The organism is Kribbella sp. NPDC055071, from assembly GCF_053608045.1.
In genome coordinates this window covers 14,279-38,266 of record NZ_JBSGUS010000039.1, presented here as the reverse complement: position 1 = coordinate 38,266, position 23,988 = coordinate 14,279, and the positions used below count along the sequence as shown (strand labels likewise).

Annotated in this window: 24 protein-coding genes; 10 read left to right on the top strand and 14 right to left on the bottom strand. The window is 66.9% G+C overall.

The window, feature by feature from the left end; genetic code table 11:
- Nucleotides 1–239 precede the first annotated feature (239 nt).
- Nucleotides 240–524 carry an SAV_915 family protein gene (locus tag ACWF4Z_RS36570; protein ID WP_452247811.1) on the top strand — a complete coding sequence of 95 codons (285 nt, stop codon included), beginning with the start codon at nt 240–242 and terminating at the stop codon, nt 522–524.
- Here the strand turns inward: ACWF4Z_RS36570 and ACWF4Z_RS36565 are convergent.
- Genes ACWF4Z_RS36565 through ACWF4Z_RS36555 form a run of 3 tightly spaced genes read right to left on the bottom strand, consistent with a single transcriptional unit; the run spans nt 483 to nt 5,034 of the window.
- Nucleotides 483–1,130, bottom strand: a complete 648-nt coding sequence (locus tag ACWF4Z_RS36565; RefSeq protein ID WP_452247810.1) for an ABC transporter ATP-binding protein — start codon at nt 1,128–1,130, stop codon at nt 483–485. The two genes, ACWF4Z_RS36570 and ACWF4Z_RS36565, sit on opposite strands and share 42 nt — an antisense overlap.
- Nucleotides 1,127–1,963, bottom strand: coding sequence for an ABC transporter ATP-binding protein (locus tag ACWF4Z_RS36560; RefSeq protein ID WP_452247809.1), 837 nt, complete (start codon nt 1,961–1,963; stop codon nt 1,127–1,129). The genes ACWF4Z_RS36565 and ACWF4Z_RS36560 overlap by 4 nt, the downstream gene beginning before the upstream one ends.
- Nucleotides 1,960–5,034, bottom strand: a complete 3,075-nt coding sequence (locus ACWF4Z_RS36555; RefSeq protein ID WP_452247808.1) for an FtsX-like permease family protein — start codon at nt 5,032–5,034, stop codon at nt 1,960–1,962. Before ACWF4Z_RS36555 ends, ACWF4Z_RS36560 begins: the two co-directional genes overlap by 4 nt.
- Nucleotides 5,035–5,213: 179 nt before the next feature.
- On the opposite strand from ACWF4Z_RS36555, the gene ACWF4Z_RS36550 reads away from it, so the two are divergent.
- The 5 genes from ACWF4Z_RS36550 to ACWF4Z_RS36530 all read left to right on the top strand — a co-directional run bounded on the left by ACWF4Z_RS36550 (nt 5,214) and on the right by ACWF4Z_RS36530 (nt 9,423).
- Nucleotides 5,214–6,203 (top strand): aldo/keto reductase, encoded by a 990-nt coding sequence (locus ACWF4Z_RS36550; protein ID WP_452247807.1) that lies wholly within the window; start codon nt 5,214–5,216, stop codon nt 6,201–6,203.
- Complete coding sequence (locus tag ACWF4Z_RS36545; RefSeq protein ID WP_452247806.1) at nt 6,200–7,027, top strand: SDR family oxidoreductase; 828 nt, start codon at nt 6,200–6,202, stop codon at nt 7,025–7,027. The genes ACWF4Z_RS36550 and ACWF4Z_RS36545 overlap by 4 nt, the downstream gene beginning before the upstream one ends.
- A gap of 12 nt (nt 7,028–7,039) precedes the next feature.
- On the top strand, nt 7,040–7,774 hold the full coding sequence (gene recO, locus ACWF4Z_RS36540; RefSeq protein WP_452247805.1) for a DNA repair protein RecO: 735 nt from the start codon (nt 7,040–7,042) through the stop codon (nt 7,772–7,774).
- A 189-nt stretch (nt 7,775–7,963) separates the two neighbouring features.
- Entirely contained in the window at nt 7,964–8,428 is a 465-nt protein-coding gene (locus tag ACWF4Z_RS36535) for a hypothetical protein (RefSeq protein ID WP_452247804.1), read from the top strand.
- Nucleotides 8,429–8,541: 113 nt separating this feature from the next.
- Nucleotides 8,542–9,423, top strand: a complete 882-nt coding sequence (locus tag ACWF4Z_RS36530; RefSeq protein WP_452247803.1) for a hypothetical protein — start codon at nt 8,542–8,544, stop codon at nt 9,421–9,423.
- A 553-nt stretch (nt 9,424–9,976) separates the two neighbouring features.
- On the opposite strand, the gene ACWF4Z_RS36525 is transcribed toward ACWF4Z_RS36530, so the two are convergent.
- The 3 genes from ACWF4Z_RS36525 to ACWF4Z_RS36515 all read right to left on the bottom strand — a co-directional run bounded on the left by ACWF4Z_RS36525 (nt 9,977) and on the right by ACWF4Z_RS36515 (nt 11,902).
- On the bottom strand, nt 9,977–10,420 hold the full coding sequence (locus tag ACWF4Z_RS36525; protein WP_452247802.1) for a hypothetical protein: 444 nt from the start codon (nt 10,418–10,420) through the stop codon (nt 9,977–9,979).
- A gap of 274 nt (nt 10,421–10,694) precedes the next feature.
- Nucleotides 10,695–11,540: a hypothetical protein gene (locus tag ACWF4Z_RS36520; RefSeq protein WP_452247801.1), complete on the bottom strand. Its 846-nt coding sequence runs from the start codon at nt 11,538–11,540 to the stop codon at nt 10,695–10,697.
- Between the two features lie 143 nt (nt 11,541–11,683).
- Nucleotides 11,684–11,902, bottom strand: a complete 219-nt coding sequence (locus ACWF4Z_RS36515) for a hypothetical protein (protein WP_452247800.1) — start codon at nt 11,900–11,902, stop codon at nt 11,684–11,686.
- Nucleotides 11,903–12,509: 607 nt separating this feature from the next.
- On the opposite strand from ACWF4Z_RS36515, the gene ACWF4Z_RS36510 reads away from it, so the two are divergent.
- Nucleotides 12,510–13,352 carry an isoprenyl transferase gene (locus ACWF4Z_RS36510; RefSeq protein WP_452247799.1) on the top strand — a complete coding sequence of 281 codons (843 nt, stop codon included), beginning with the start codon at nt 12,510–12,512 and terminating at the stop codon, nt 13,350–13,352.
- Between the two features lie 76 nt (nt 13,353–13,428).
- Nucleotides 13,429–14,310, top strand: coding sequence for a hypothetical protein (locus ACWF4Z_RS36505; RefSeq protein ID WP_452247798.1), 882 nt, complete (start codon nt 13,429–13,431; stop codon nt 14,308–14,310).
- Here ACWF4Z_RS36505 and ACWF4Z_RS36500 read toward each other — a convergent pair.
- From ACWF4Z_RS36500 to ACWF4Z_RS36485, 4 genes are read right to left on the bottom strand one after another with little or no spacing between them, the layout of a single operon-like run.
- Nucleotides 14,307–14,948, bottom strand: coding sequence for a response regulator (locus ACWF4Z_RS36500; protein ID WP_452247797.1), 642 nt, complete (start codon nt 14,946–14,948; stop codon nt 14,307–14,309). The two genes, ACWF4Z_RS36505 and ACWF4Z_RS36500, sit on opposite strands and share 4 nt — an antisense overlap.
- A 31-nt stretch (nt 14,949–14,979) precedes the next feature.
- Nucleotides 14,980–16,323 carry a sensor histidine kinase gene (locus tag ACWF4Z_RS36495; protein WP_452247796.1) on the bottom strand — a complete coding sequence of 448 codons (1,344 nt, stop codon included), beginning with the start codon at nt 16,321–16,323 and terminating at the stop codon, nt 14,980–14,982.
- The gene (locus tag ACWF4Z_RS36490; protein WP_452247795.1) at nt 16,323–17,144 is read right to left on the bottom strand and encodes an ABC transporter permease; all 822 of its coding nucleotides are present in this window, start codon (nt 17,142–17,144) and stop codon (nt 16,323–16,325) included. Before ACWF4Z_RS36490 ends, ACWF4Z_RS36495 begins: the two co-directional genes overlap by 1 nt.
- Nucleotides 17,144–18,001 carry an ABC transporter ATP-binding protein gene (locus tag ACWF4Z_RS36485; protein ID WP_452247794.1) on the bottom strand — a complete coding sequence of 286 codons (858 nt, stop codon included), beginning with the start codon at nt 17,999–18,001 and terminating at the stop codon, nt 17,144–17,146. The genes ACWF4Z_RS36490 and ACWF4Z_RS36485 overlap by 1 nt, the downstream gene beginning before the upstream one ends.
- Nucleotides 18,002–18,264: 263 nt before the next feature.
- On the opposite strand from ACWF4Z_RS36485, the gene ACWF4Z_RS36480 reads away from it, so the two are divergent.
- Nucleotides 18,265–19,359, top strand: a complete 1,095-nt coding sequence (locus tag ACWF4Z_RS36480; RefSeq protein ID WP_452247793.1) for an S-(hydroxymethyl)mycothiol dehydrogenase — start codon at nt 18,265–18,267, stop codon at nt 19,357–19,359.
- Between the two features lie 15 nt (nt 19,360–19,374).
- On the opposite strand, the gene ACWF4Z_RS36475 is transcribed toward ACWF4Z_RS36480, so the two are convergent.
- The 4 genes from ACWF4Z_RS36475 to ACWF4Z_RS36460 form a co-directional block, all read right to left on the bottom strand.
- Complete coding sequence (locus tag ACWF4Z_RS36475; RefSeq protein WP_452247792.1) at nt 19,375–19,767, bottom strand: Fur family transcriptional regulator; 393 nt, start codon at nt 19,765–19,767, stop codon at nt 19,375–19,377.
- A gap of 73 nt (nt 19,768–19,840) precedes the next feature.
- Nucleotides 19,841–20,845, bottom strand: coding sequence for a metal ABC transporter permease (locus ACWF4Z_RS36470; protein ID WP_452247791.1), 1,005 nt, complete (start codon nt 20,843–20,845; stop codon nt 19,841–19,843).
- The gene (locus ACWF4Z_RS36465) at nt 20,842–21,600 is read right to left on the bottom strand and encodes a metal ABC transporter ATP-binding protein (RefSeq protein ID WP_452247790.1); all 759 of its coding nucleotides are present in this window, start codon (nt 21,598–21,600) and stop codon (nt 20,842–20,844) included. The genes ACWF4Z_RS36470 and ACWF4Z_RS36465 overlap by 4 nt, the downstream gene beginning before the upstream one ends.
- The gene (locus tag ACWF4Z_RS36460) at nt 21,597–22,535 is read right to left on the bottom strand and encodes a metal ABC transporter substrate-binding protein (RefSeq protein WP_452247789.1); all 939 of its coding nucleotides are present in this window, start codon (nt 22,533–22,535) and stop codon (nt 21,597–21,599) included. The genes ACWF4Z_RS36465 and ACWF4Z_RS36460 overlap by 4 nt, the downstream gene beginning before the upstream one ends.
- 52 nt (nt 22,536–22,587) lie before the next feature.
- Between ACWF4Z_RS36460 and ACWF4Z_RS36455 the strand changes: the two genes are divergently transcribed.
- Nucleotides 22,588–23,901 (top strand): YibE/F family protein, encoded by a 1,314-nt coding sequence (locus ACWF4Z_RS36455; RefSeq protein WP_452247788.1) that lies wholly within the window; start codon nt 22,588–22,590, stop codon nt 23,899–23,901.
- Nucleotides 23,902–23,988 lie beyond the last annotated feature (87 nt).

Sequence of the window (23,988 nt, the reverse complement as noted above, 5' to 3'; positions counted from 1 at the left end):
CCCGTGCCCCCGCCGCCCGCGCCGCGCGCGCCGCGCGCCAGCCTGGCGCGCCCCGCGCCGCGCCTCTGTGCTGGGGCGACTTTGTGCATGGGGTCCGTACGGGGAGGTGCTGGGAGTACGGATCTGGTGCACAAAGTGGGGGTGGTGGGGTGGGTTGGGTGTGTGAGAGCAGTGTGCGGAAGGTGTGGGAGAAGTGTTAGGGAGGGTGATTGCGGGGTGGGGGCGTTTTAGTTTTAGGTGTGAAGCCTCGACATTGTCTTGACTGGTTTGTTCCTGTTCACTCCGCCGGTGATGTCGGCGCACCGCAGATCGGGCGGCTGCCCGACGGGCGCCGGGTCGGCATCGCGTTCACCACCCTCGCCAACCTGCACGCCGCCTCCGGACCCCACCAGGAGTGGATGCGCCTCACCGAGGAGGGGCTGCGCGAGATGCTTCTACCCCTCGGCGTGACGCGGATCCAGCTCGACCCGTCGCTCGTCGGATTACAGGCGTCGCAACCAGCTCAGCCGGCCCTCGTCCATTAGCGCGTGACCATCGGCGCTCTCGGCAACAGTCGGGTCATGCGTCGCGATCACGACGGCAGCACCGCGATCGGCCTCCGCACGAAGCAGCTCGAGGACGCGCTCGCGGTTGCTGCTGTCGAGCTCGCTGGTGGACTCATCGGCCAGGATCACCTTTCCCCGCTGGGCAATCCCGCGCGCGACCGCGACCCGTTGCTGCTCACCCCCCGACAGTTCTTCGACCAGATGATCGCCACTGTCACCCAACCCGACCTGGTCGAGTGCCTCCTCGACCGCCCGATCGAGCTCGTCGAGCGGCTTGTGATCCGCGAGCAGCGGAACCGAGAGGTTCTCCCGCGCAGTCAGCACCCGCGCGAGCCCATTGCCCTGCGGAATCAGTACGACGCCGTTCGCAGCCGCCATCGGCCGATCGGTGATGACGAGCCCGTCGATCTCGACCTTCCCACTCGCCAACGGCACAGCCCCGGCGATTGCCCACAGCAACGAACTCTTCCCGGCCCCCGACGGCCCACTCACCGCCAGCACGAAGCCCGGCGGCACAGTGAACGACACCTCCGCCACCGCGGTCAGCTTCCCGTACGTCACCGACACCTCACTGACACTGATCACCGCGGCCCCTCCTGATCGATCGGGGTCAGCCGGATCTCGCCGCCGTCCGTGGTGACCTGCACCAACGTCCCAGCCGGCAAGAGTTCCGCCACATGGGGTGGCAGCGGCAACGATCCGTCCGTCGCGACCACGGCGTACTCCTCACCCGACCGACCCTCCGACGCGATCCGTCCGTCCCGGATCGTGATGGTCCGCGGCAGCGTCGCCGCGACCTCGGGATCGTGTGTGATCAGCAGGACCGTCATCCCGGTCTCGGCGTTGATCGTCCGGATCGCCGTGAGGACCTCGTCCCGGGCCTGGTGATCCAACTGACTGGTTGGTTCGTCGGCCAGCAACAGCCCTGGGTACATCGCGATCCCGACCGCCACCGCGCACAGCTGGATCTGTCCAGGAGTCAGCGACGTCAACGGCGTACGGGCGTGTTCCTTGAGGCCGACCAGTTCCAGTACGGCGTCCGGACTCGGCACGTCCCGTCCCCGCGACGCGGCGCGTTGGGCATAAAGGATGTTGTGGATTGGCGTGAGGTACGGGATGAGGTTCCGGCCGGCTCCTTGCAACACGATGCCGACGTCACCCGACCGCATCCGGTCGAGCTCGGCCTCGGTCATCGTGGCGACGTTGTGCTCGCCGATCTGCAACCGCCCGGCGCTCGGCGTGAGTAGACCGCCGCACAGCTGCAGCAGGGTCGACTTCCCCGCACCAGAAGGGCCGAGCAGCCCGACCAACTCACCCGGCCGGACGGTGATCCCGATCCCGGACAGCGCGGCGACGTCGTGCCCGCGGGCTCGGTAGATGTGCACGAGCCCCGTCGTACTGATTGCCAGGCCGCTCACGTCAGCTCCTCCCGGATCCGCGAGAACCCGGCCCGCCGGTTGACCCCAGTCCCCAGCAACAGCGTGACTGCCGTGAGAATCGCCGTACCCAGAAGCCACAGCACCACCGCGACCGGCCAGTTGGTCGCGAGCTCGAGCGGTATCGGCCCACCGGAGTCAGCGAACAGCGGGATCAGCGGCAGCGCGATATGCGCCCCGACCAACCCACAGACCGACCCCAGCAACACGGCCAGTGCGACCGGACCGGTCTGTTCCCATCGTGCAGCCCGTCCGGTGGCGCTCGCCGGTACGCCGGTGATCCGCAGGCTCGCGTAATCCTGTGCCCGCGACCGCCACGAGGTGACCACGGTGAGCAGGAGTACAACGATCGCCAGCGCCCAGCCCGCCACTCCGACCACCGGCGTCAGCTGCAGCGCCAATGCACTCGCCGACCGCCCGTACGACGCAATCCGGTCGGACTGGCGGTCGATCACCTGGGCTGCGAAACCCGCTGCGCGCAGATCGTCGACGAGCTGATCAGCCTTGGCCACGCCCTCCTCGTTCAGCCAGATCTCGAACTCGGTCGACGGCTCATCGACCGTACCCGCGAGGCTTTGCGCGGTCTTCAGGTCGATGACCGCGGTACGGAGCGGGAAGCGGTTCACCGGACTGCGGAGCCGGTCCAGCTTCGTCAGCGGAATCGGAGTGCCGTCGAACGTCGGTCCGGTGGAGGAGCTGCTGAACCGGAAGTCCGGAGTCACCAGCGCCGGGACGATCTGCGGGACCGTTGCGTACTGCAACAACTGGTCGGAGCCGAGGTTCCGCACGGCCAGCGTGAGTGCCCCGCCGGCGGCGCCCGCGATCGTGTCCGCGTCGTCCTCGGTCTGCTGCACGGGCTGCCAGTCCCCGGGGCGACCGAGCGAGAGGGAGGGGTGGTCGTCGGTCGCCAGCTTGTCGATCCGCACGGTGCCCTCGATCCCGGCCTGGTCCAGTAGATCGCGGCTGATGCCCAGCCGGAGCAGCTGGCAGCCGCCGCGGCAGTCGAGCTTGGTGTGGAGTTCGATCGGCTTGCCCGGAGTCAGCGGCAGGCGCGGGAAGAAGACCAGGTTGCGCGCGCCGGTGCGCAGGTCGACCACGTTCGCGATCAGCAGGATGGACCTCGCGGGCGGTTCAGGCGCGGGCGGTTCGGCGTACGGCGAAGTCTTGGGTAGCACGTGTTTCATCGCGCTGGTCGTGACCGTGACCGTCAGTTGCGAGGTGCGGAACTCGATCGGCGCGACCTTCGGCGCCGACAACCTGGCGAACCCCTCGGCGTCGGTGAGCTGGTCGCCGCGGTACGCGATCCGCCGGAAGCTGTCCGGTTCAATCATCATCGTCTGCAGTGTGTCGGGCGACGGCGGGCGTGTCAGCACGACCGGCGTCATCATCGTGCGGTCCGGATCGAGCTTGTCGACCGCCCGCGTGAACGTGCCGACGTTGCCGGAGTTCACCCGCAGTACGCCCGCCGCGCCGGCTTCGTACCCGGCGCGGTCCTCCCAGTTGCGGTCACCGACCGAGGCAGCCTGGCCGGCGAACGCGACCAGCCCGGCGGCGACCGCAACCGCAGCGACGATCCGGGTCCCGGCGGGTCGGCGAGAGATCTGCAGTGCGCCGAGCGCCAGGCCGAGGCGCCCGCGACGCAACGCCCGGCGGCTGATCAGGCCGGCGATCGGCAGGAGCAGATGGGCGATGGCCAGCCCCACCGCCAGCGAGAGTAGTGCGGGTGCGAGGACTGGAACCGGCCCCTGATCGGTTCCAGTCAGCGCAGACACCACCCCCGCGACGGCGAGGACAATAATGATGAGGTCGACCAGGCCGACCGTCCGGCCGCGCCGGTGCGGAACCACCCGCCGCAGCAACGCGGAGATGTCCTGCCGTACGACGCCGCGCACCTGGAGCACCACGACCCCGAGCGTGACGATCGCGACCGCGAGCAATGCCAGTGGAACCGTCCACGGCAGCTCGATCGGCGCTCCGCCACGCAGCCAGGTGGCCCTGACGATCATCAGCAGCCCGAATCCGACCGGTGCGCCCGCGAGCGTTCCGATCAGCACCGGCACACCCAGCTCGACCGACAACGAACGGCCGGTACGGCGGGCACTCGATCCGCGCAGGCGAGCGACCGCGATCTCCGGCCGGCGTTGATCGGCCACCACCGCGAGGGCCAGAGCGAGGACGACCAGTCCGAACACGGCGACCTGCACCATCACCAACGGGATGGTCGTCGCTGCTTGCGAACGCTCGTGCCGGATCCGATCGAGCACGCCGGGCAGGCCGGTCGTGTTCTCAGCCCCCAGATCGATCGCCGCTGTCTTGGTTGCGTTCGTCGCGTCCGTCAGGCGATCCAGGTCGTCGAGCCGGGCCTTTCCTGGGACGGGCCGGGTGTCCAAGGTCGTGTGCGGTAGCCAGAGTGGCGCCGTGAACGTCGTACGGTCGGTGAAGATGTAGTCGGTCGCGCCGCGCACTTTGTCGTCCGGCGGTTTGGAGTGTCCGACCGGCGTACGACCGAACCAGTAGGCCCCGGTGCTGTCCTTCGGTCGGTAGTTGCCCACGACGGTCAGCGCGGCGGTCTGATCACTGGGACCGGGGAGCACGACGAGCTTGCTGCCGGGTTTGAGGCCGAACCGCTCCTGGTCCACCGTCGACACCAGGATCTCGTTCGGTCCGGTCGGACAGCGGCCGTCGGTGACGGTGAGCTCGGCGCAGTACCCCTCGCGCCACATCACCCGGCTGTCGATCGGCGAGCCCTGCCACGGGATGTCGCTGAGAATGCCGTGCACCGGCGGAGTGAAGAGCGGCTTCAGGTCGGCGGGGATCAGTCGGTCCAGGTCCTCCGGTGGGATCACCTGTCCGGACTGGACCCGTTCCGGCCGGGCCTCGAGTTGCCAGGCGGCCGACAGGCGTTGGGTCTGCAGGGTCTCGGTCATCACGGTCTGCTGGACGGCGCGAGCGAACCAGGGCGCGAACACCGCGCAGGTCCCGATCAGCAGGCTGATGCCGGCCAGCACCAGGGCTTGCGACCAGCGATATCGCAATGCCTGTCCCAGAAACATCCCCACGCCACCCCCAGCATCGTGCTTCGTTCGCCCGAAGATACGGAACGGGGTGATCGCTGGGGCGGGCTCCAGCGAAATGTCACAGAGTTGTTGTCTAGGCAAGAATTCTGGGTCACGGACAGTGATCGGTCGAGGCCATCGCCCCGCCGGGCCGGACCCGGCGGTAGGTTCGGAGCATGCGTGAATCCCACCTCGGTGACCTGACCGTTTCCTGCCTCGGCCTCGGCTGCATGGGCATGTCCCAGTCGTACGGCGAGACCTTCGACGAGGCCGAGTCCGTCGCGACCGTGCACGCGGCCATCGACGCCGGCTGTACCTTCCTCGACACCGCCGACGTGTACGGCGACGGCGCGAACGAGGAGCTCGTCGGCCGCGCCATCGCCGGCCGCCGCGACGAGGTTGTGCTGGCGACCAAGTTCGGCTTCAAGCGGCCCACGTCCGGGTCGGCGCTGCCGTCGGTCGTCGACGGGTCCCCGGCGTACGCGGCACAGGCTTTGGACGCCTCGCTGCGCCGGCTCGGCGTCGACCACGTCGACCTGTGGTACCTGCATCGCCGTGACCCGCAGGTGCCGATCGAGGAGACGGTCGGCGCGATGGCCGCTCAGGTCGAGGCCGGCAAGGTCCGCTACCTGGGCCTGTCGGAGGTGAACGGAGACACAGTCCGTACGGCGCACGCCGTACATCCGATCAGCGCCGTACAGAGTGAGTGGTCGCTGTGGACGCGTGACCCGGAGACCGTCGTACTGCCGACGCTGCGGGAGCTCGGGATCGGGTTCGTCCCGTTCAGCCCGCTCGGGCGCGGGTTCCTGACCGGGCAGCTCAAGACGCCGGACGACTTCGGGCCGGACGACATGCGGCGCGGGTTGCCGCGGTTCATGGGGGAGAACTTCCAGCGGAACCTGGATCTGGTCGATCGCGTCAAGGAGCTCGCTGCGGCGCGCGGCGTGACGCCGGGTCAGCTGGCGCTTGCCTGGCTGCTTGCTCAGGGCAATGATGTGGCGCCGATCCCGGGGACGAAGCGGCGCAAGTACCTGACCGAGAACCTCGGCGCTGTCGATGTGGTGCTGTCCGCCGAGGAGCTCGCCGCGCTGGACGAGGCGTTTCCGGCCGAGGCAGCCGCCGGGCAGCGGTACACCGATGGCGGAATGGACCTGGTGGGCAAGTGATCGGGCTCACCGGATCGACCGGCCGGCTCGGCTCGCGGATCGCGAGCCGGCTGGCGGCTTCCGGCGTACCCCTCCGGTTGGTGGTGCGGGATCCGGCGCGGGCGTTGAGCTTGCCGGGGGCCTCGGTGGCGCAGGCTGCCTATGGCGAACATGCGGCGCTGCTGAACGCACTCGACGGTGTGGACACGTTGTTGTTGCTCAGCGCAACGGAGTCCGCGGATCGGGTCTCTTTGCACAAGGCAACGGTCGATGCGGCGGTCGCGGCCGGCGTGCGGCGGATCGTGTACACATCGTTCGTCGGGGCCGCGCCGGGGGCGACGTTCACGTTTGCTCGCGATCATTGGCACACGGAGCAGCACATCCGGTCGGTCGGGGTTGATTTCACCTTTCTGCGCGACAACATGTACCTCGACTTCGTCACGGGTGCGGTTGGGGCGGACGACGTGATTCGCGGGCCGGCCGGCGACGGGCGGATGGCGGCGGTGGCCCGCGACGACGTGGCCGCGGTGGCGGCTGAGGTCGCCGTTGATCCCGCCCACAACGGGTCGACGTACGACCTGACCGGTCCCACTGCCTTCACGTTGACCGAGGCTGCCGCCGTACTGTCCGAGGCCTGGGGCCGCAAGATCCGGTACAAGCCCGAGACGCTCGACGAGGCCTATCGCTCGCGGGAAACGTACGGAGCGCCGGCCTGGGAGGTGGCCGGCTGGGTCACCTCCTACGCCGCGATCTCCAGCGGGGAGCTGCGCGCGACCTCGACCGCCGTACTCGACATCACCGGCAAGGCGCCGACCGGCCTCGAGGAGTATGTCGCTGCCGGGTGAGACACTGATCCGGTGCCGCTTTACCGGGATCAGGCGATCGTGCTGCGCACCCAGAAGCTGGGTGAGGCCGATCGGATCGCCACGCTGCTGACCCGCGGGCGCGGCAAGATCCGGGCTGTCGCCAAGGGAGTTCGCCGTACGTCGTCCCGCTTCGGCGCGCGGCTCGAGCCGTTCAGCCACGTCGACCTGCAGCTCGCGACCGGGCGGACCTTGGATGTGGTGACGCAGGCCGAGTCGATCGCGGCGTACGGCGAGGGGATCGTCGGCGACTACGCCCGGTACACAGCAGGCACGGTCCTGCTGGAGACCGCCGATCGCTTGGTGGTCGAGGAGAAGGAACCAGCGACCCAGCAGCACCTGCTCCTGGCCGGCGCCCTCCGAGTCCTCTCCACCGGCGAACGCACCCCCGAGCTCGTCCTGGACTCCTTCCTCCTGCGCTCGCTGGCAATCAACGGCTACGCCCCCTCCTTCGCCGACTGCGCCCGCTGCGGCGAACCAGGCCCCCACCGAGCCTTCAACCCCGCCGCCGGCGGCATGGTCTGCTCCTCCTGCCGCCCCCCAGCCTCAGCCATGCCCTCCCCAGCCACCGTCACCCACCTGGCCGCCCTCCTCACCGGCGACTGGCCCACAGCCCTACAAGCCGACCCCAGAACCCGCCGAGAATCCACCGGCCTCATAGCCGCCTTCTTCACCTACCACCAAGACCACCAACTCCGCTCCCTCCCCCACCTGGACCTAACCCCCTGACCTGTGGATAACCCCCACCCAGGGAACCGACCGTATGAAACAGTTGGACTCTCAGTAACCAACGATCCAGTCGGAGGCCCAATGTCCAGGCGAGCACTAACAGCGCTGGTCATCACCACGACCGCCCTAGCGCTAACCGCCTGCACCAAGGACTCCAACGCAACCCCAGCCCCCTTCACCCCCTCAACCGTGACGCAATCACCGACGCCAACGCCAACAGATTCAGCTGCGACCCTGGCTGTGGCCGCGGCCTCGATGGCATACCGCGAGTTCATCGCGGCGACTGATGTCTCCTACGCCAGCGGTGGTGTGAATGTCTCGGAGGTGAAGAAGCATGCCAGCGGCGTGATGCTGAAGGCCGAACTGAACCAGGCCGACACCTTCCGAGGAAACAAGTGGCACAGCGTCGGCGTTCAGCAGGTCGTTTGGGTTAAGGCGTTGCAGTTGGGAAAGCCGGACGCCACTGGTCAGATCAACAGTCTGACCCTTCAAGCATGCATCGACTCATCAAAGGCCACCGCAGTTGACGCCGCAGGCAAGAGCGTGAAGGCGCCGGGAACTCCTACCCAACTCATCGATCAGATGCGCATGCTCCGCACCCAAGGCACCTGGAAGGCCGACTATCCGCAAAGCAGGAAGGCGGGAACGTGTTGATTTCGAGATGCTTCGCCGCGATCATCGTCGCCTGTGTTCTTAGCATCTCGTCGGCGACAGTTGCGATGTCAGAACCTCCGGACTGTGTCATCAACCCTCTGACCGGGAGATGCGTGCTGACTGCCGGAGATGAATCGTCTACTGCTGCTGATGAGACTAGTGCTTCACCCGGCAGCAAGAAGCCGGGTGGGTCGCGGTGTGTGTTCGAGGGTCAGACCGTGCCCTGCCGTACCGAGGACGGCTTCTTCGACGCCGCCTCCGGGTGCTACCTCACCCCGACAGACACGCTGGTCTCGATGTTGGTCCCGCCCGGCGGCTACCCGCCAGGAACGAAGTACTACCGCTGCTGGGTGATCCTCGGAGTCATCGAAGGGCGGCCCGATGGCATCGAGCGTTTCGAGCCAGTCGTCCGCCCACCTGGCGAACCCGAGACGATCGACCCCCGCGTCGCAGCCCAGCAAGTCGTGAAGACGATGACCTTCGTGGCACCCCAGCTCGGCTTGTCGCCGTACGTCCAAAGCGCCACCCACGAAGCGATCGTCAACGTCCCCATCTGGATGTGGGTCACCGACCCCGGCGAAACTACGACCGGCCCGCAAACCAAACGAGCAGCCGTCGGCGGCGTAACGATCGAAGCTACCGGCACCGTAGACCGAATCGAGTGGTCAATGGGCGCCGGCGACACCGTCACCTGCAAAGGCGCCGGTACGCCGTTTACCCGCGCAATGGCCGAAGGCAAATCCCTCAACGAGATCCCCGCCTCCCCAACCTGCGGCCACAAATACCGCAAGACCTCCCACTGCGAAAAGTCCGGCACCTACCAAGTAACCGCCACCACCTACTGGACCGTCCACTGGACCGGCGGCGGCATGGAAGGCGACATCCCTCTCGACTTCACCCGCTCAACCCCCCTCCAAGTAACAGAACTACGCCCAGCCCTAATAGACCCCAACGCCCAACCTGCCGCACCAAAGCAAACCAACGCCTGCAGGTAGGCACCTAGTGCCAGGCTCAGCGGCTTAGGAGCTCTCTCGATCCTCACGCCGCAACTCCTCAAGCAGCTCCTGCGTTTCCGACCCATCCGCCCGGCCCACTCGTCCAGGTCAAGTGGCCGACTGGTGGAAAGTGGCTTGGTGGCGTAACTACGCGCGGTCGGGTCGTCGACAACGCCGGCTGGCGGATGATCATCTCCCCGGAGCTCCCGGTACTGCGCCGTCGACATCACGACGGCCTCCGGCTCCCCGTCGTACCCCCAGATCACCGGTATGCCGGTCCCGCGTCTCGCTGCCGCCACTAGCTCATCCAACCGCCGAGCCAAAGCCCACGGCTCGACAATCTCACCTGGCAACGAGAACTTGCTCTCTCCGTCAAGATCCTCGAACTCGTCGTACGTAAGCATGACCATCTCAGGAACCCCATCCCCGAAGCCGAACGCCCACGTGCGACCCGCCCAAAACTGATCCAGTACCTCACTCAAGCCAGCCCGAACATCCCCAACCGAACGCACTCCCGTCACCCACTCACTCATCCACACCCCGCGAGGCGCCGTCAGCATGCTCCTGCAGCTTTCTCATCGATCAGGAACCACGCCTTCTTGGTCTGACCGACCGGCGGGGCGTAGACGAGTACGGCTTGTGCCTTGTGTCGACCGCCGTTGGCTGGGATTGCTGGTACCGGCTTGCCGGTGGCTTGGTAACGCAGCGACGTCTTCGACGTATCGGTGCATACGGTGAGACGGACCTCGGGTTGCTGCCCTTCGAGTTTCACCGACGCGACCGACGTCGACACCACATCGATCTTGCCGGCTCGATGCCAGCCTCTGTCCTGGTAGAACTTCACGTCGCCAAGCACCTGGATGATCCAGTTACCACCAACTCCGGCCCGCTGAAGCTGCGCCCGAGTTGTCGTCGCCGGATTGTCGAGCGCATCAGCAACTGCCGCCCGTGCCGTCGTGTAACGAGCCTCTGCGGCAAAAATGGCTGCCTGCTCCACCGGGCTCCACCTTGAGGTTGAGACGACGGTAGGGGTCGGGTTGGGAGTAGGTGAGGCTGTCGTCGGGGCCGTGCTCGGACGACCGGCATCCGGCGACCCTTGGCAGGCACTGAGCGCCAGGGCAGCGCAGAGCGCTGCGGCGACGGTTGAGAGGGCCGGTCGGGAGGTCATTCGTGCTCCGATCATGAAGACCTACGGCGTACGACGCTCGCGTGCCGGCCGACGCCCGCTCGTAGCAAATGACGGACCAATTCCACATCCCAGATCTGCGTTCTCAGCAGCCACTTTTCGCGGGAGGGACAGGTTGGGAGCCACCATCCGGATCAATTAAAACAGGAACAGCTTCACCGATCCGCAGTTGCGTCCCGGCCTGCTGAGTCATCGAAATCTGACCGGTGTCACCGAGAGTGCTCTGCCAGGTGATATCCCACTGCGCGGTCGCCGTCACCGGATAGACGCACTTCGACAGTTCACGCGACGACTTCTTGTACCGGTGTCCGCAGTCGGGCGAATCCTTGATTCCCATCGCCTTGTCGTACGGCGTTCCAGGTCCGTCGCACCGGATTGTGTTCCCGTCCCCAAGCGTCCAGTTGACCGCCTTCACCTTTGCTGTAGCAGTAACCGACAGCCCCGGCACACTGGCCGACCGCTCGATCGGTCCCCAGGTGTTCTCGGTCTTGTCGACCCACAACCACACCGGCATGTTGACCAACCCAACCTGCCCGACCCCGGGTGCGCTCTTCACCAACGGCGGTGCCAGTTGCATCTCCGCGATGGCCTGGTAGGCGAGAGTCACAGGATCCACCACGACTATGTCTGGCTCGCCTGGCAACCAGACCCACTTGGTCACCAGATGCTCACCCTCGTCGTAGCCCTGCTGCAGGAGGCACGCCCAGATACTCCCGTCCGTGTGTCCTTGCCAACGCGGATCGCTGAAGGCTGGCTGCGGGTCCTCCCGGCGCATGTAACACTGCTGGCTGTTCGACCAATTTCCCAGATACGACGTACACGCCTGCGCCGCACCACCGTGCTGGCAGACTTGTTTGGTCTGTTTCACACCCTTGCCGTCGTGGCCGGGGCTGACGGTCGAATTCTGGCCGTGGACATTTGACGCAGCCACGAAAACGCATTTCCCTGTGTCGGGGTCGCATTGTCTGATCAGTCGCCCCGGCGTAGCTGGTGGCGCTGTTGGATCGGCTGTGGCCGGCAAGGTCCAGCAAACCAGCGATGCAGACACTAGGACGGCGGAGATGAATCGGCGTCTCAGCATTTTTCGCCAGCCTTCTCGTCGACGAGAAACCACATCTTCTTTCCCGATACGGCGCTCTTCGCGTAGACGAGTCGAGACTGGAACCGGTGGCGGTTCCCGTTGTCGGATTCGACGGGGATCGGCTTGCCAGTGGATTGGTAACGCGTGACAACCTGCGCACTGTCGATGCAGCTCGTAAGCCTCACCTCTGGCTGCTCCAGCTTGAGATTCACCGAGACCACTGCTAGCGAGATGATCTTCGGGTCGCCAGTCCGGTACCAACCGTTTCTCGTTTGAAAGTCGATTTGGCCGGCGACGGCAATAGCCCACTCCCCTCCGTTGCCGGCCGCTGAGAGATCGGACGGTTTTGACTTCGTAGGCTGCTTGAAAGCTTCTCCGACTGCCGCTCTCGCGGCCAGATAGCGAGCCTTGGCGGCGGTGATGGCTGCTTGTTGTTCTGGGGTCCACGTTGGGGTGGACGGGGCAGCCGTGGGTGTTGGGGTTGGGGTGGCAGACGGTGTGACGGGGGTGGTGTTGGGGTGGCCGGCTTCGGGGGAGCCTTGGCAGGCGGTTAGCGCTAGGAGGGCGCAGAGGGCTGCGGTGGCGGTTCCGAGGGCCGGTCGGGGGGTCATCGAGGGCTCCTGTCGCGGGTGCGGTTGGTGTAAGGGTTGCATACGGAGGGTGTTCGGTGCGGTGAGTTTTCCACAGGTTGCAGGAAGCTGCAGGGGTGGTGCGTGGGGCGAGGCGGGGGCGGATTGTCGTGGTGCCGCGGTCCGCAAGGCTGACTCAGCGGCCGGGGGATGTCTGGGGGTGAGTTCACACGGATGGGAGACTGCGGGTATGTCGCCATTGGGTCGTCGTCGGGGTCGGGGGTTGGGGGAGAGGTCGGGGGAGAAGGTGGTGGTGCCGCCTGAGTTGCATCCTTCGGGGGCTCGGGCGCCGGTGATTCCGGCGGAGGTGTTGCCGAAGCATGTGGCGATCGTGATGGACGGGAACGGGCGGTGGGCCAAGCAGCGGGGGCTGCCTCGGACCGAGGGGCACCGGGCGGGGGAGGCGAGCCTGCTCGATGTGATCAAGGGCGGGATCGAGATCGGGGTGAAGTACATCTCGGCGTACGCGTTCTCGACCGAGAACTGGGCGCGGTCGCCGGAAGAGGTCCGGTTCCTGATGGGGTTCAACCGTGAGGTGATCCACCGGCGGCGTGACGAACTGGACGCGATGGGGGTCCGGGTGGTGTGGTCCGGGCGGCGGCCGCGGTTGTGGAAGAGCGTGATCGACGAGCTCGAGTACGCGCAGGAGCGGACCAAGGACAACGACACCATCACGCTGCAGTTCTGTGTGAACTACGGCGGCCAGGCGGAGATCGCCGACGCGATGCGGTCGATCGCGGCGGAGGTTGCCGCGGGCAAGCTCAAGCCGGAGCGGATCACCGAGAAGACGATCGCGCGGCACCTGTACGCGCCGGACATTCCCGAGGTCGACCTGTTCATCCGCCCGTCGGGTGAGCAGCGGACCAGCAACTTCCTCGTCTGGCAGCTCGCGTACGCCGAGATGGTCTTCCTCGACACGCTCTGGCCGGACTTCGACCGGCGTGATCTGTGGCACGCGATCGAGCTCTACGCCCAACGCGATCGCCGGTACGGCGGCGCCGTACCGAACGAGGTCGTCACCAAAGAAAGCTGACGGCGGAACGACAACGGTCTACCCGGCGTCTAGGCTGGTTGGAAGTTGATCACAGCAACGAAGTGGACAAGAACTGATGGTGAGCAAGTCGCACTTCAAAGACCTGACAGACCATGTCGCGACCGCCCTGACCAAGGCACACGGAACCTTGACGTCGGTGGCCGGGTCACTGGCTGCATCGGAGATCGGTGTCAAGATCGACGGGCGGCTGGACGACGCCCGTCGGCTGAGGTCCGGCGTCCGCGGTGTCGAGGCTGCCGAAGTGGCGCGCGATGTCGCCCAGGGCGCGGCGGTGGACCCGGCCGTTCACAACGTGAAAACCACTTTCCGCTCGTACACGGTGGACGCGGGCGACCTTGCGCAACGCCTCGGGGAAACAGTGCGTCAGTTGAACGCGGAGCGCAGAGACCTCGGTCGGAGCATGGGCCAGTTGACGCAGGCGCTGAAGAGCATGGCCACGGTTCAGGATCTGTCCGAGGTCCAGACAGAGCAGGTCAACAACCTCCGCGTCGGGGCGCAGTATCTGAAGGACGTCGCCACCGACCTGGACGGGCGGGTAGGGGCAGCGACTCAGCAGCTCGAGGCGGCCCGGATGGCGGCACTGGGCCTCGAGAAAGCGACTTATCCGGTCGACCGAAACCATCAGCATTCAGCCGCGCTTCGTCGAACCAGCGAGGTGATCAGCAACCAGGTCGTGCAGGCGGGTTCGACGCTGGCCGGCGCGCAGGCCGCCATCAAGCAGCAGCAGGAGAACCTGCACGGGTGGGCCCAGTACTCGGTCGACACCGCCAACACCGCAGCGAAGGCCGCAGCGGCGCCCGACCTGGACAAGACGATGAGTGTTGCTTCGAATCCGACCACGCCCGAGCAGATGGTTGCCAACGGCACCGCCTCGGTCGATCCCCGGATCGCCTGGTCCCAACCGGAGCAGGCAACCAACCACGAGCGAGGAAGCTAGCGGCCGGGGGACGGGAGGAGGCCTCGTTCGATGGCTACGGTGACGGCTCGGGTGCGGTCGTCTACGTCGAGTTTGGCGAAGAGGCGTTGGAGGTGGGTCTTGACTGTGGCTTCGCCGATGAAGAGTTCGCGGCCGATCTCGGCATTGCTGAGGCCGCGGGCCACGGCGGCGAGGACCTCGAGCTCGCGGGGTGACGGCTGAGCGGCCGCCGGCGTGGACGGCGTACGTAGGCGGGACATCAGGCGGGCAGCGACCGGTGGTGCGAGGACGGTCTCCCCGCGTGCGGCGGCCCGGATCCCGTTCAGCAGCTCGGCATGCGGAGTGTCCTTCAACAGATAGCCGGCCGCACCGGCCTCGACGGCGTGCAGGATCTCGGTGTCGGTGTCGTACGTCGTCAGCACGAGCACTCGAGTCGATGGGTACGCCGGAACGATCGCGCCCGTCGCCGCAACCCCGTCCATCCGAGGCATCCGCAGATCCATCAGTACGACGTCCGGACGCGTCGACTCCACCATCGCCACCGCCTCGGCGCCGTCCCCGGCCTCACCGACCACGGTGATGTCGTCGGTCACCGCGAGCATCCCGATCAGCCCGGACCGCACCACCGGATGATCGTCGACCACCAAGACCCGAATCACACGTCCTCCACAGCGGGAATCAGCACCAGGATCACACGTCCTCCACAGCCGGGATCAGTACCTGGACCCGAGTACCGCGCCCAGGCGCACTCTCCACCTCGACCGACCCGCCCGACTCCTCGACCCGCCCGCGCATCGCGTTCAACCCGAACCCACTCGAGTCCGCCCCCGGCGTGAACCCGGTGCCGTCGTCGCGGATCTCGATCCACACACCGACCTCCGACAGCCCCAGCGTGATCAGCACCTGCGTGGCCCGAGCATGCTTGCGCACGTTCGCCAGCGCCTCCTGCGCAGACCGCAGCAACACCACCTGCTGTGCCTGCGGCAACAAAGAGACCTCCTCGTCCGGCAGATCCAGCGACACCTGTACGTCGACGCCGGTCTCGGCCGCGAATCGCTCCGCCTGCCGCCGCAGCACCTCCGTCAAAGTTGCCTCCGACAACGCAACTGGGGTGAACGCGGCAACCAACGCACGCGCCTCGGCCAGATTCTCCCGGGCCGTGTTCTCGATCGCCTTCAGCCGGGCCGCGGCATCGTCGAGTACACCACGTTCGAGCTCGCCCGCGCCGGCCTGGGCCAGCATCACGATGCTCGTCATCCCCTGCGCGAGCGTGTCGTGGATCTCCCGCGCCATCCGCTCCCGCTCGGCCATCACACCGGCGCTGTGGTGTGCCTCGGCGAGTTCGTCCCGGGTCGACTCGAGCTGCTCGATCAAGGTCGCACGCTGCTGACTCTGGGTGATCACCTTCTCGATCCAGATCCCGAACAGCAGACTCACGACCAGACTGACCAGCATCCACGGCAGGATCTGCCAGAACGCGTCCCAACCCCATCCCGCGCTCCACAGTTGCGCGGCGCCCACTCCCGTCACCAGCAGCAGACTGAGCCCCGCGCCCTCGCGCACGTCCTCGCCCAGCAGCCAGATCTGCGCCGACGCGATGAACATCAGGAAGACCGACTCCGGAGACAGCCCGATCATCACCATCAGGCAACCGATCAGTACCAGCCGATACACGTACGACGGGAGCCGCCGGCGCGACCGCATCGCCGGCACCGCAACGAAGCGGTACGCCGCCCCGAGCACCACCACCGCACCAGCGAAGACGACGTGCCGCACCGGAGTGAGGTTCCCGGTGAACGACAGCACCAAGGTCATCGCCAGCAGCACCCAGAACACGACGTGCCACCCGATCAACGTGCGTGTCCACACAGGCTGATCGGTCACTCCGGCGGCGGTCTCCACAGCAGCCATCTTCCTCCACGCCAGGATCCAGAGACGAGGTCCGGTCCAGGCTGGAGTCTGTGGGTCGCTGTCGGACAGTCCGGTACGGCGCCAGGCCAGGTCGGCCGACGTCGTACCGGAGAGCTCTTTCATCAGCCCGCGTCCCGGCGAGTCCAGCGGAACACACGCTGGGCGACGAACAGCCCGACCACCAGCCAGACCGTCAGCACGATCGCTCCGGTCCCGAGCTGCCACGACGCACCTGGCTCGGTGTTCTTGAAGCCGTCCGGCAGGAAGACCGACCGCATCCCCTGCGCCAGCCACTTCAGCGGGAAGATCGACGCGACACCGCGCATCCACGCCGGCAGGCTGCTGTAGACGAAGTACACACCGGACATGAACTGCAGCAGCAGGACCACCGGGGTGACGACCGCGGACGCGGCCTTGCCCGACTTCGGTACGACGCTGAACGCGATCCCGAGCACCGACCCGGACGCCGTGCCGAGGACGAAGATCCAGACGAAGTTGAGCCACTTGGACGGTTCGGTCGGGATGTCGACGCCGAGGATCAGCCCGGCGATGAGGAGCAGCAGCGCGAACTGGAGGATCGACGTGACCAGGACCTGGCCGATCTTGCCGATGAAGTAGGACTGCGGCGGCATCGGCGTACCCCGCAGCCGCTTCAGCAGGCCTTCGTCGCGCTCGAGCGCGATGCTGATCGCGAGCGACTGGAAGCTGCTGAGAAAGATGCCGGAGGCAATCATCCCGGGCGTGAAGTAGGTCGCGGCGTTGACGCCGTCGAAGTCGGTGCTGCCGAAGACGGCGGAGAAGATGCCGAGGAAGATGATCGGGAAGAAGAACGTGAAGATCAGCGCTTCGCGCTCGCGGAAGAATTCACGCACCTCGAGCTTGGTGCGGGCCAGCCCGACGGCCATGGTCGAGGGCAGAGGCTTGGTCGGAGTGGATTGAGCCATCAGAGTGCTCCAGCTTCGATCGCGGCGTCGGCAGTACCGGAGGCGAGGCTCGCTTTGCCGATCAGGTCCAGGTAGATGTCTTCCAGGCTCGGGCGACGGACCTCGAGCTCGGGCACCTCGCCGCCGAAGCGGGCCATCAGCGCGGCCACCTCCGCGGTCGGCTGGTCGGTGCGCAGTTCGTGCTGGCCGTCCGCGTCACTCCAGGAGACGCGCGCGGTCCGGGCGCCACGGCCGCCGAGGGTTTCCGGCGTACCGATCTCAAGCATCTTGCCGTCGGCGATCACCCCGACCCGGTCGGCCAGGTGCTCGGCCTCGTCGAGGTAGTGGGTGGTGAGCAGGATGGTGGTGCCGGCGGTCCGCAGGTTCTCGATCAGCGTCCAGAACTGGCGGCGGGCCTCGGGGTCGAATCCGGTGGTCGGCTCGTCCAGGAACAGCAGCTCCGGGTTGCCGATCACACCGAGGGCCACGTCGAGCCGCCGGCGTTGGCCGCCGGAGAGCTTGCGTGGCCGGGTCTTGCGCTTCTCGTCGAGCCCGACGGCGGCGATCACCTCGTCGGGGTCGCGCGGGTTCGGGTAGTAGCCCGCGTAGTGGTTGACCAACTCGCTGACCGTCGACTCCGCCTCGTCGCGCGAGGTCTGCAGCACGATGCCGATCCGGCTGCGCCAGACCCGGTCGGCGTGGCCCGGATCGCTGCCGAGCACGCTGACTTCCCCTTGGTCGGCCCGGCGATACCCCTCCAGAATCTCCGTGGTCGTGGTCTTGCCGGCTCCGTTCGGCCCGAGCAGGGCGAACACCTCACCCCGATGGATGTCCAGATCGACACCGTCGACAGCCACCTTGTCGGGGTATTTCTTCACCAGGCCCCGCACCCTCACTGCGTTGTCTGTCTGCATGCGACAACCATCCCGTCCCGGCACCCCTTCCCGGGAGCATCACCCGGCGGACGCACTGTCCCCCGACCGGTGGACAGCCGATGTGCAGCTCGACAGGACATAGTCGGCTCGGGCAGGTCCGGGCGGGCGTGGTCAGGCGGGGGAAGGGATGTACGTAGACGGCTACGTCCTGTCGGGCGGCACGCCAAGGGCTGACGGGATCGGGTCGGAGCCGTTAGTTTCGGGGCATGGCTCAGACGGTGCGTGGTGTGGTGGCGATGGGCAAGGGTGCTCCGGTCTCGATCGAGGAGATCACGATCCCGGATCCCGGTCCGGGGGAGGCGGTGGTGAAGATCCAGGCGTGCGGGGTCTGCCACACCGATCTGCACTATCGCGAGGGCGGCATCAACGACGACTTTCCCTTCCTGCTCGGCCACGAGGCGGCCGGGATCGTGGAGTCGGTCGGGGAGGGTGTCACGGATGTCGCGCCCGGCGACTTCGTCGTACTGAACTGGCGGGCCGTCTGCGGGAACTGCCGCGCCTGCCTGCGCGGTCGCCCGTGGTACTGCTTCAACACGCACAACGCCCAGCAGAAGATGACGCTGAGCGACGGCACCGAGCTCACCCCGGCGCTCGGGATCGGCGCGTTCGCCGACAAGACGCTGGTCGCCGCCGGTCAGTGCACGAAGGTCGACCCGGCCGCCAAGCCTGAGGTCGCCGGCCTGCTCGGCTGTGGCGTGATGGCCGGCCTCGGGGCCGCCCTCAACACCGGGAACGTCGGCCGCGGTGACACCGTCGCGGTGATCGGTTCCGGTGGAGTCGGTACGGCGGCAGTCGTCGGAGCCCGCCTGGCAGGCGCGGCCAAGGTGATCGCGATCGACATCGACGACCGCAAGCTGACCGTGGCCCAGGAACTGGGTGCCACCCACGCAATCAACTCCAAGGACCTCGATCACGACGGGGTGGTCGCGGCGGTCCAGGAGCTGACCGGTGGGTTCGGCGCGGATGTGGTGATCGACGCGGTCGGGCGTCCGGAGACCTGGAAGCAGGCGTTCTACGCGCGCGATCTCGCGGGCACCGTCGTACTTGTCGGCGTACCGACGCCGGACATGACCCTGGAGATGCCGCTGCTCGACTTCTTCGGTCGCGGCGGATCACTGAAATCGAGCTGGTACGGCGACTGCCTGCCGACCCGCGATTTCCCGCTCTTGATCGACCTCCACCTGCAGGGTCGCCTACCCCTGGACCGTTTCGTCTCCGAAACCATCGCCCTCGACGAGGTGGAAGCCGCCTTCACCAAGATGCATCACGGCGACGTCCTCCGCTCAGTGGTCGTGTTCTGACCCGAGATCAGCCACTCAAACGGTCTGGCAGTCCGAGCAGGTGCCGAAGATCTCGAGGGTGTGGCTGACGTCGGCGTAGCCGTGCTCGGCCGCAACCTTGTCGGCCCAGCGCTCGACGGCCGGACCTTCCACCTCGACGGTGCGTCCGCAGTTGCGGCAGACCAGGTGGTGGTGGTGACCCTTCGAACAGCGCCGGTACGCCGTTTCGCCGTCGGCGGTCCGGAGTACGTCGACCTCGCGAGAGTCGGCCAGCGCCTGCAGCGTCCGGTAAACGGTGGTCAGACCGACGGCCTCACCGGCCCCCCGGAGCTCCTGGTGGATCTCCTGGGCGGTCCGGAAGTCGTCCAGGGTCTCCAACGCGGTTGCCACCGCCGCGCGCTGACGGGTCGAGCGTGTTCCGATGGCCACCGTTCCTCCTGTCCTCTCGTCACCGTTTTCCCGCGGTAACACACCAATTCTCGCAGAAGTCGGCAAGTCGGCGTCAGTGCTCATCCCAGTGATCTCCGTGAGCGGCATGTAAATGCCCGTCGTGTACATAGTCGACGTGGTCGCCGTGCTCGACCTTCTTGTGTCCACAGGCCTGGCTGTGCGCGTGCGGATGCCGCGGACTGACCACATGCGGTTCCGGTGCCGGTACGCCGATCTCCGGCTCCTCGTCCTCGAGTGGAAGCGCCCGTCCGGACCGCCGCCGCAGCAGCGTCCCGATCGTCGCAGCCACCACGAACCCGGCCAGCGCCAGTACGACGATGGTCGCGCCCGGAGCCACATTCGCGTTGTACGACGTCACGATGCCGGCCAGACACGCAGTCACGCCGATCAGGCACGCGGTGACGAATGTACTGCGGAAGGACCGCGTCAACTGCTGCGCCGTCGCCACTGGGACCACCATGAGCGCACTGACCAGCAGCAGCCCCACAGTCCGCATGGCCACGGTCACAGTCACCGCAGCCATCACGGCGATCAGCAGATTCAGCAGCTGGACCCGGAGTCCCGTCGTACGCGCGAACTCCTCGTCCTGGCACACCGCGAACAACTGCGGTCCCAAGCCGATCGCCACCACCAACACGGCCACAGCGAGTCCGACGACGACGTAGAGGTCGCTCTGCGACACCGTGGTGAGTGAACCGAACAGATAGGTGTTGAGAGTCGACGCACCTTGGCCGGCCAGGCCTATCAGCAGCACACCACCCGCGATACCGCCATAGAAGAGCAGTGCGAGCGCTACGTCCCCACTGGCCTTGCCACGCGCCCGCACCAGTTCGATCGCGGTCGCACCGGCAATAGACACGATGATCGCGGTAAACACCGGCGCCGTACCGGTCAGCAACCCCAGAGCGACACCAGTGATTGCGATGTGCCCGATCCCGTCACCCATCAACGACAACCGCCGCTGCACCAGGAACGTCCCGATCGCCGGCGCCGAGAGTCCCGTCAGCAGTCCGGCGATCAACGCCCGCTGCATGAACTCGAGTTCGAACAGGGTCATGAGGTCAGCCACCCAGGTTCGTCGTCGGTGTGGGAGTGGTGGACGTGCGCGTGGGTCTGGGAGGCGTGCGGAGGTCCGTCGTACACGATCCGGCCGCGGCGCAGTACGACGGAACGGTCGATCAGCGCGTCCATGGGCCCCAGATCGTGGCTGACCATCACGACAGTCGTACCGCGGGCGACCCGTTCGCGGATCGCGTCGGCGAAGATCTGCTGGCTGGCCAGGTCCACGCCGGCGGTCGGCTCGTCGAGGATGAGCAATTCCGGATCGGAGACCAGCGCCCGCGCGATCAGCACCCGCTGCTGCTGCCCACCGGACAGCTCAGCAACCGCGTCCTTACGCCGGTCGGCCATGTCCACAATCTCCAGCGACCGCTCGATCGCTTCCTTCCCGGCCGCCCCCAAGGGCGTGAACATCCGCCGCTTCGACAGCAGACCCGATGACACGACCTCGTACACAGTCGCCGGTACGCCGCCGGACGCGGTGATGCGTTGCGGGACATACCCGATCCGACTCCACTGCCGGAACCGGGGGACCGGCGTACCGAAGAGGCGGACCTGACCGCGGAGGGCGGGGAGCAGACCGACGATGGTGCGGATCAGTGTGGACTTGCCGGAGCCGTTCGTCCCGAGGACCGCGACGACCTCACCCTGGCGGATCTCCAGATCGACGCCGCGCAAGATGAGTCGACCGCCCAGATCGACCGAGAGATCGGCGACCTGGACGGCCTTCGAAGAGGATTCCTGTGCGGTCACGCGCAGCCGTTCGCCTTCCGGAGCTCCTGCAGGTTGGCTCGCATCAGAGTCAGGTAGGTCTCGGACGAGTTCGCGTCCGACAACCCCTCGATCGGGCTGAGTACGGCGGTTTGGACGCCGACGTCCCGGGCGATCGTCTCGGCCACCTTCGGACTGACCAGCTCCTCGTAGAAGATCGTGGTCACGTGCTCGTCGTTCACGATGTCCTGGACCTCCTTGATCCGCGACGGGGTCGGCTCGGCATCGGGCGTGAACCCGGCGATGCCGACCATCGTCAGACCGTATCGCTTCGCCAGGTACGCGAAGGCCTGGTGGCTCGTCACGAACGTGGTGAGCTTGCAGTGCGCCAGCCCGGTCTTGAAGTCGGCGTCGAGCGTGGAGAGCTGAGCCAGCAGGGCCTTGGCCCGCGCGTGGTAGCCCACGGCGTTCGCGCTGTCGGCGGCGACCATCTTCTCCTCGACCGCCTTGACGACATCGGCATACCGCAGCGGGTCGAGCCAGAAGTGCGGGTCCGGCGCGTCGTCGCGGTGTGCCGCCGGCTCGGCCTCGCCGGGCTGGTGCTCCTCGAAGTCGGCGCCGGTGGACTCGAGCTTGGCGACCGGTGCGACGTCGAAGCCGGCGTCCTTCGCGTTCTGGTCGATCGCCTCGTCGACAGCCGGCTGCAGGCCCTTCTCGTACACGACGAGTTTGGCGGTCGCGATGTGGCCGACCTGCTTCGGCGTCAGCTCCAGATCGTGCGGCTCGACGCCCGGCGCGGTCAGGGTGGTCACGTCCACCGCGTCGCCCCCCACTGTGCGGGCGATGAACTCGAGCGGGTAGAACGAAGTCACGACGTCGAGCTTGTCGCCACCGGAGCTGTTGGCGGCCGGGCCACCACATCCCGCCAGGATGAGGGTGGCCAGCGCGGCGCCGGCGACGACAGCACGAGAAATCATGACAATCATTTTCATTTAAGTGGAAGTCATTGTCAAAACAGGGAGTACACCGATGGCCAGCCGCAACGTCGGGCGCCGACGCGCCGACCACCGGAGTAACCGCAAGCGCCGCCTGGACATTCCTGTGGGTCACGGGCATGGGCATGGGCACGGACACGGCGGGGACCACGTGGTCGACACCTCGGTGGTGAACAACGACGCCGTCGTGGCTCGCCGGGTCCGGATCGTCGTCGCCGCGGTCCTGATCCCGCTGATCACCGCGGCCGTGATTCTGATGATCGTGATGTGGCCGGGTGGTGGGGTGAAGGTCTCGTCGTACCAGACCCATACCGCGCGCGGCGAGATCCTGTCCCTGAAGGCCTGCGCGGATGCGAAGGATCAGTGCGACGAGGCGTCGGTCAAGATCAGCAACGGTGACGACAAGGGGAAGCTGGCGCCGGTCCAGGTCCCGAAGGCCGGTCAGGTCCCGATCCCGGTCAAGGTCGGCGAGACGATCATGCTCGGCGTGCAGTCGAACGCGAAGACGATCGCCGACCGGTACCAGTACATCGACCACGACCGGACCAAGCCGCTGTTGCTGCTGACCGTGATCTTCGCGATCGCCGTGGTGGCGCTGTCGCGGTGGCGTGGGTTCGCGGCGTTGATCGCGCTGGCGGTGACTGCGGTGATGCTGACCCAGTTCATCCTGCCCGCGATCCTCAAGGGCTCGAATCCGCTGGTGGTCGCGGTGGTCGGCGGTGCCGTGATCATGGCGATAGCCCTGTTCCTCACGCACGGGATCAATGCGGAGAGTTCGATAGCGCTCTCCGGCACGATCGCCGCGTTGGGGCTGACCGTGGTGCTCGGATGGTTCTTCACCAAGATCTGCCAGCTGAGTGGGCTTGCGTCCGATGGGGCGTCGGCGGCCAAGCAGTTCGCGCCCAACCTCAACCTGTCCGGTCTGCTCGTCGCCGGCATGGTGATCGGCGCACTGGGTGTCCTCGACGACGTCACCGTCACCCAGGCGGCCGCCGTCTGGGAGCTGTCCGCGGCGAACCCGGCCGCGAACCGCCGCGAGCTCGTCGGCGCCGGCCTGCGGATCGGCCGCACCCACGTCGCCTCGGTGGTCAACACCCTCGTTCTCGCGTACGCCGGAGCCGCGATGCCGATCCTGATCACCTTCGCGATCCAGGGCCTGCCCGTGTCGTACGTCCTGTCCACCGAGACGGTCGCGATGGAGATCGTCCGCGGTCTCGTCGGCAGCCTCGGCATCATCGCGGCCGTCCCGCTCACCACCGCCCTGGCCGCGATGGCCGTCGCCGACCGCTCCAAGGAGCTGATCGCGGTCGAGCCCGAACACATCCACACCCCAGCAACCGGGGGCTAACCGAAAATCAGCCCTTCCGCTGACCCTGTTCGGCTCTTACAGTGCAGCTAGGTCACAGAGAGTCCGCCCATGACTACCTTCTGTGGC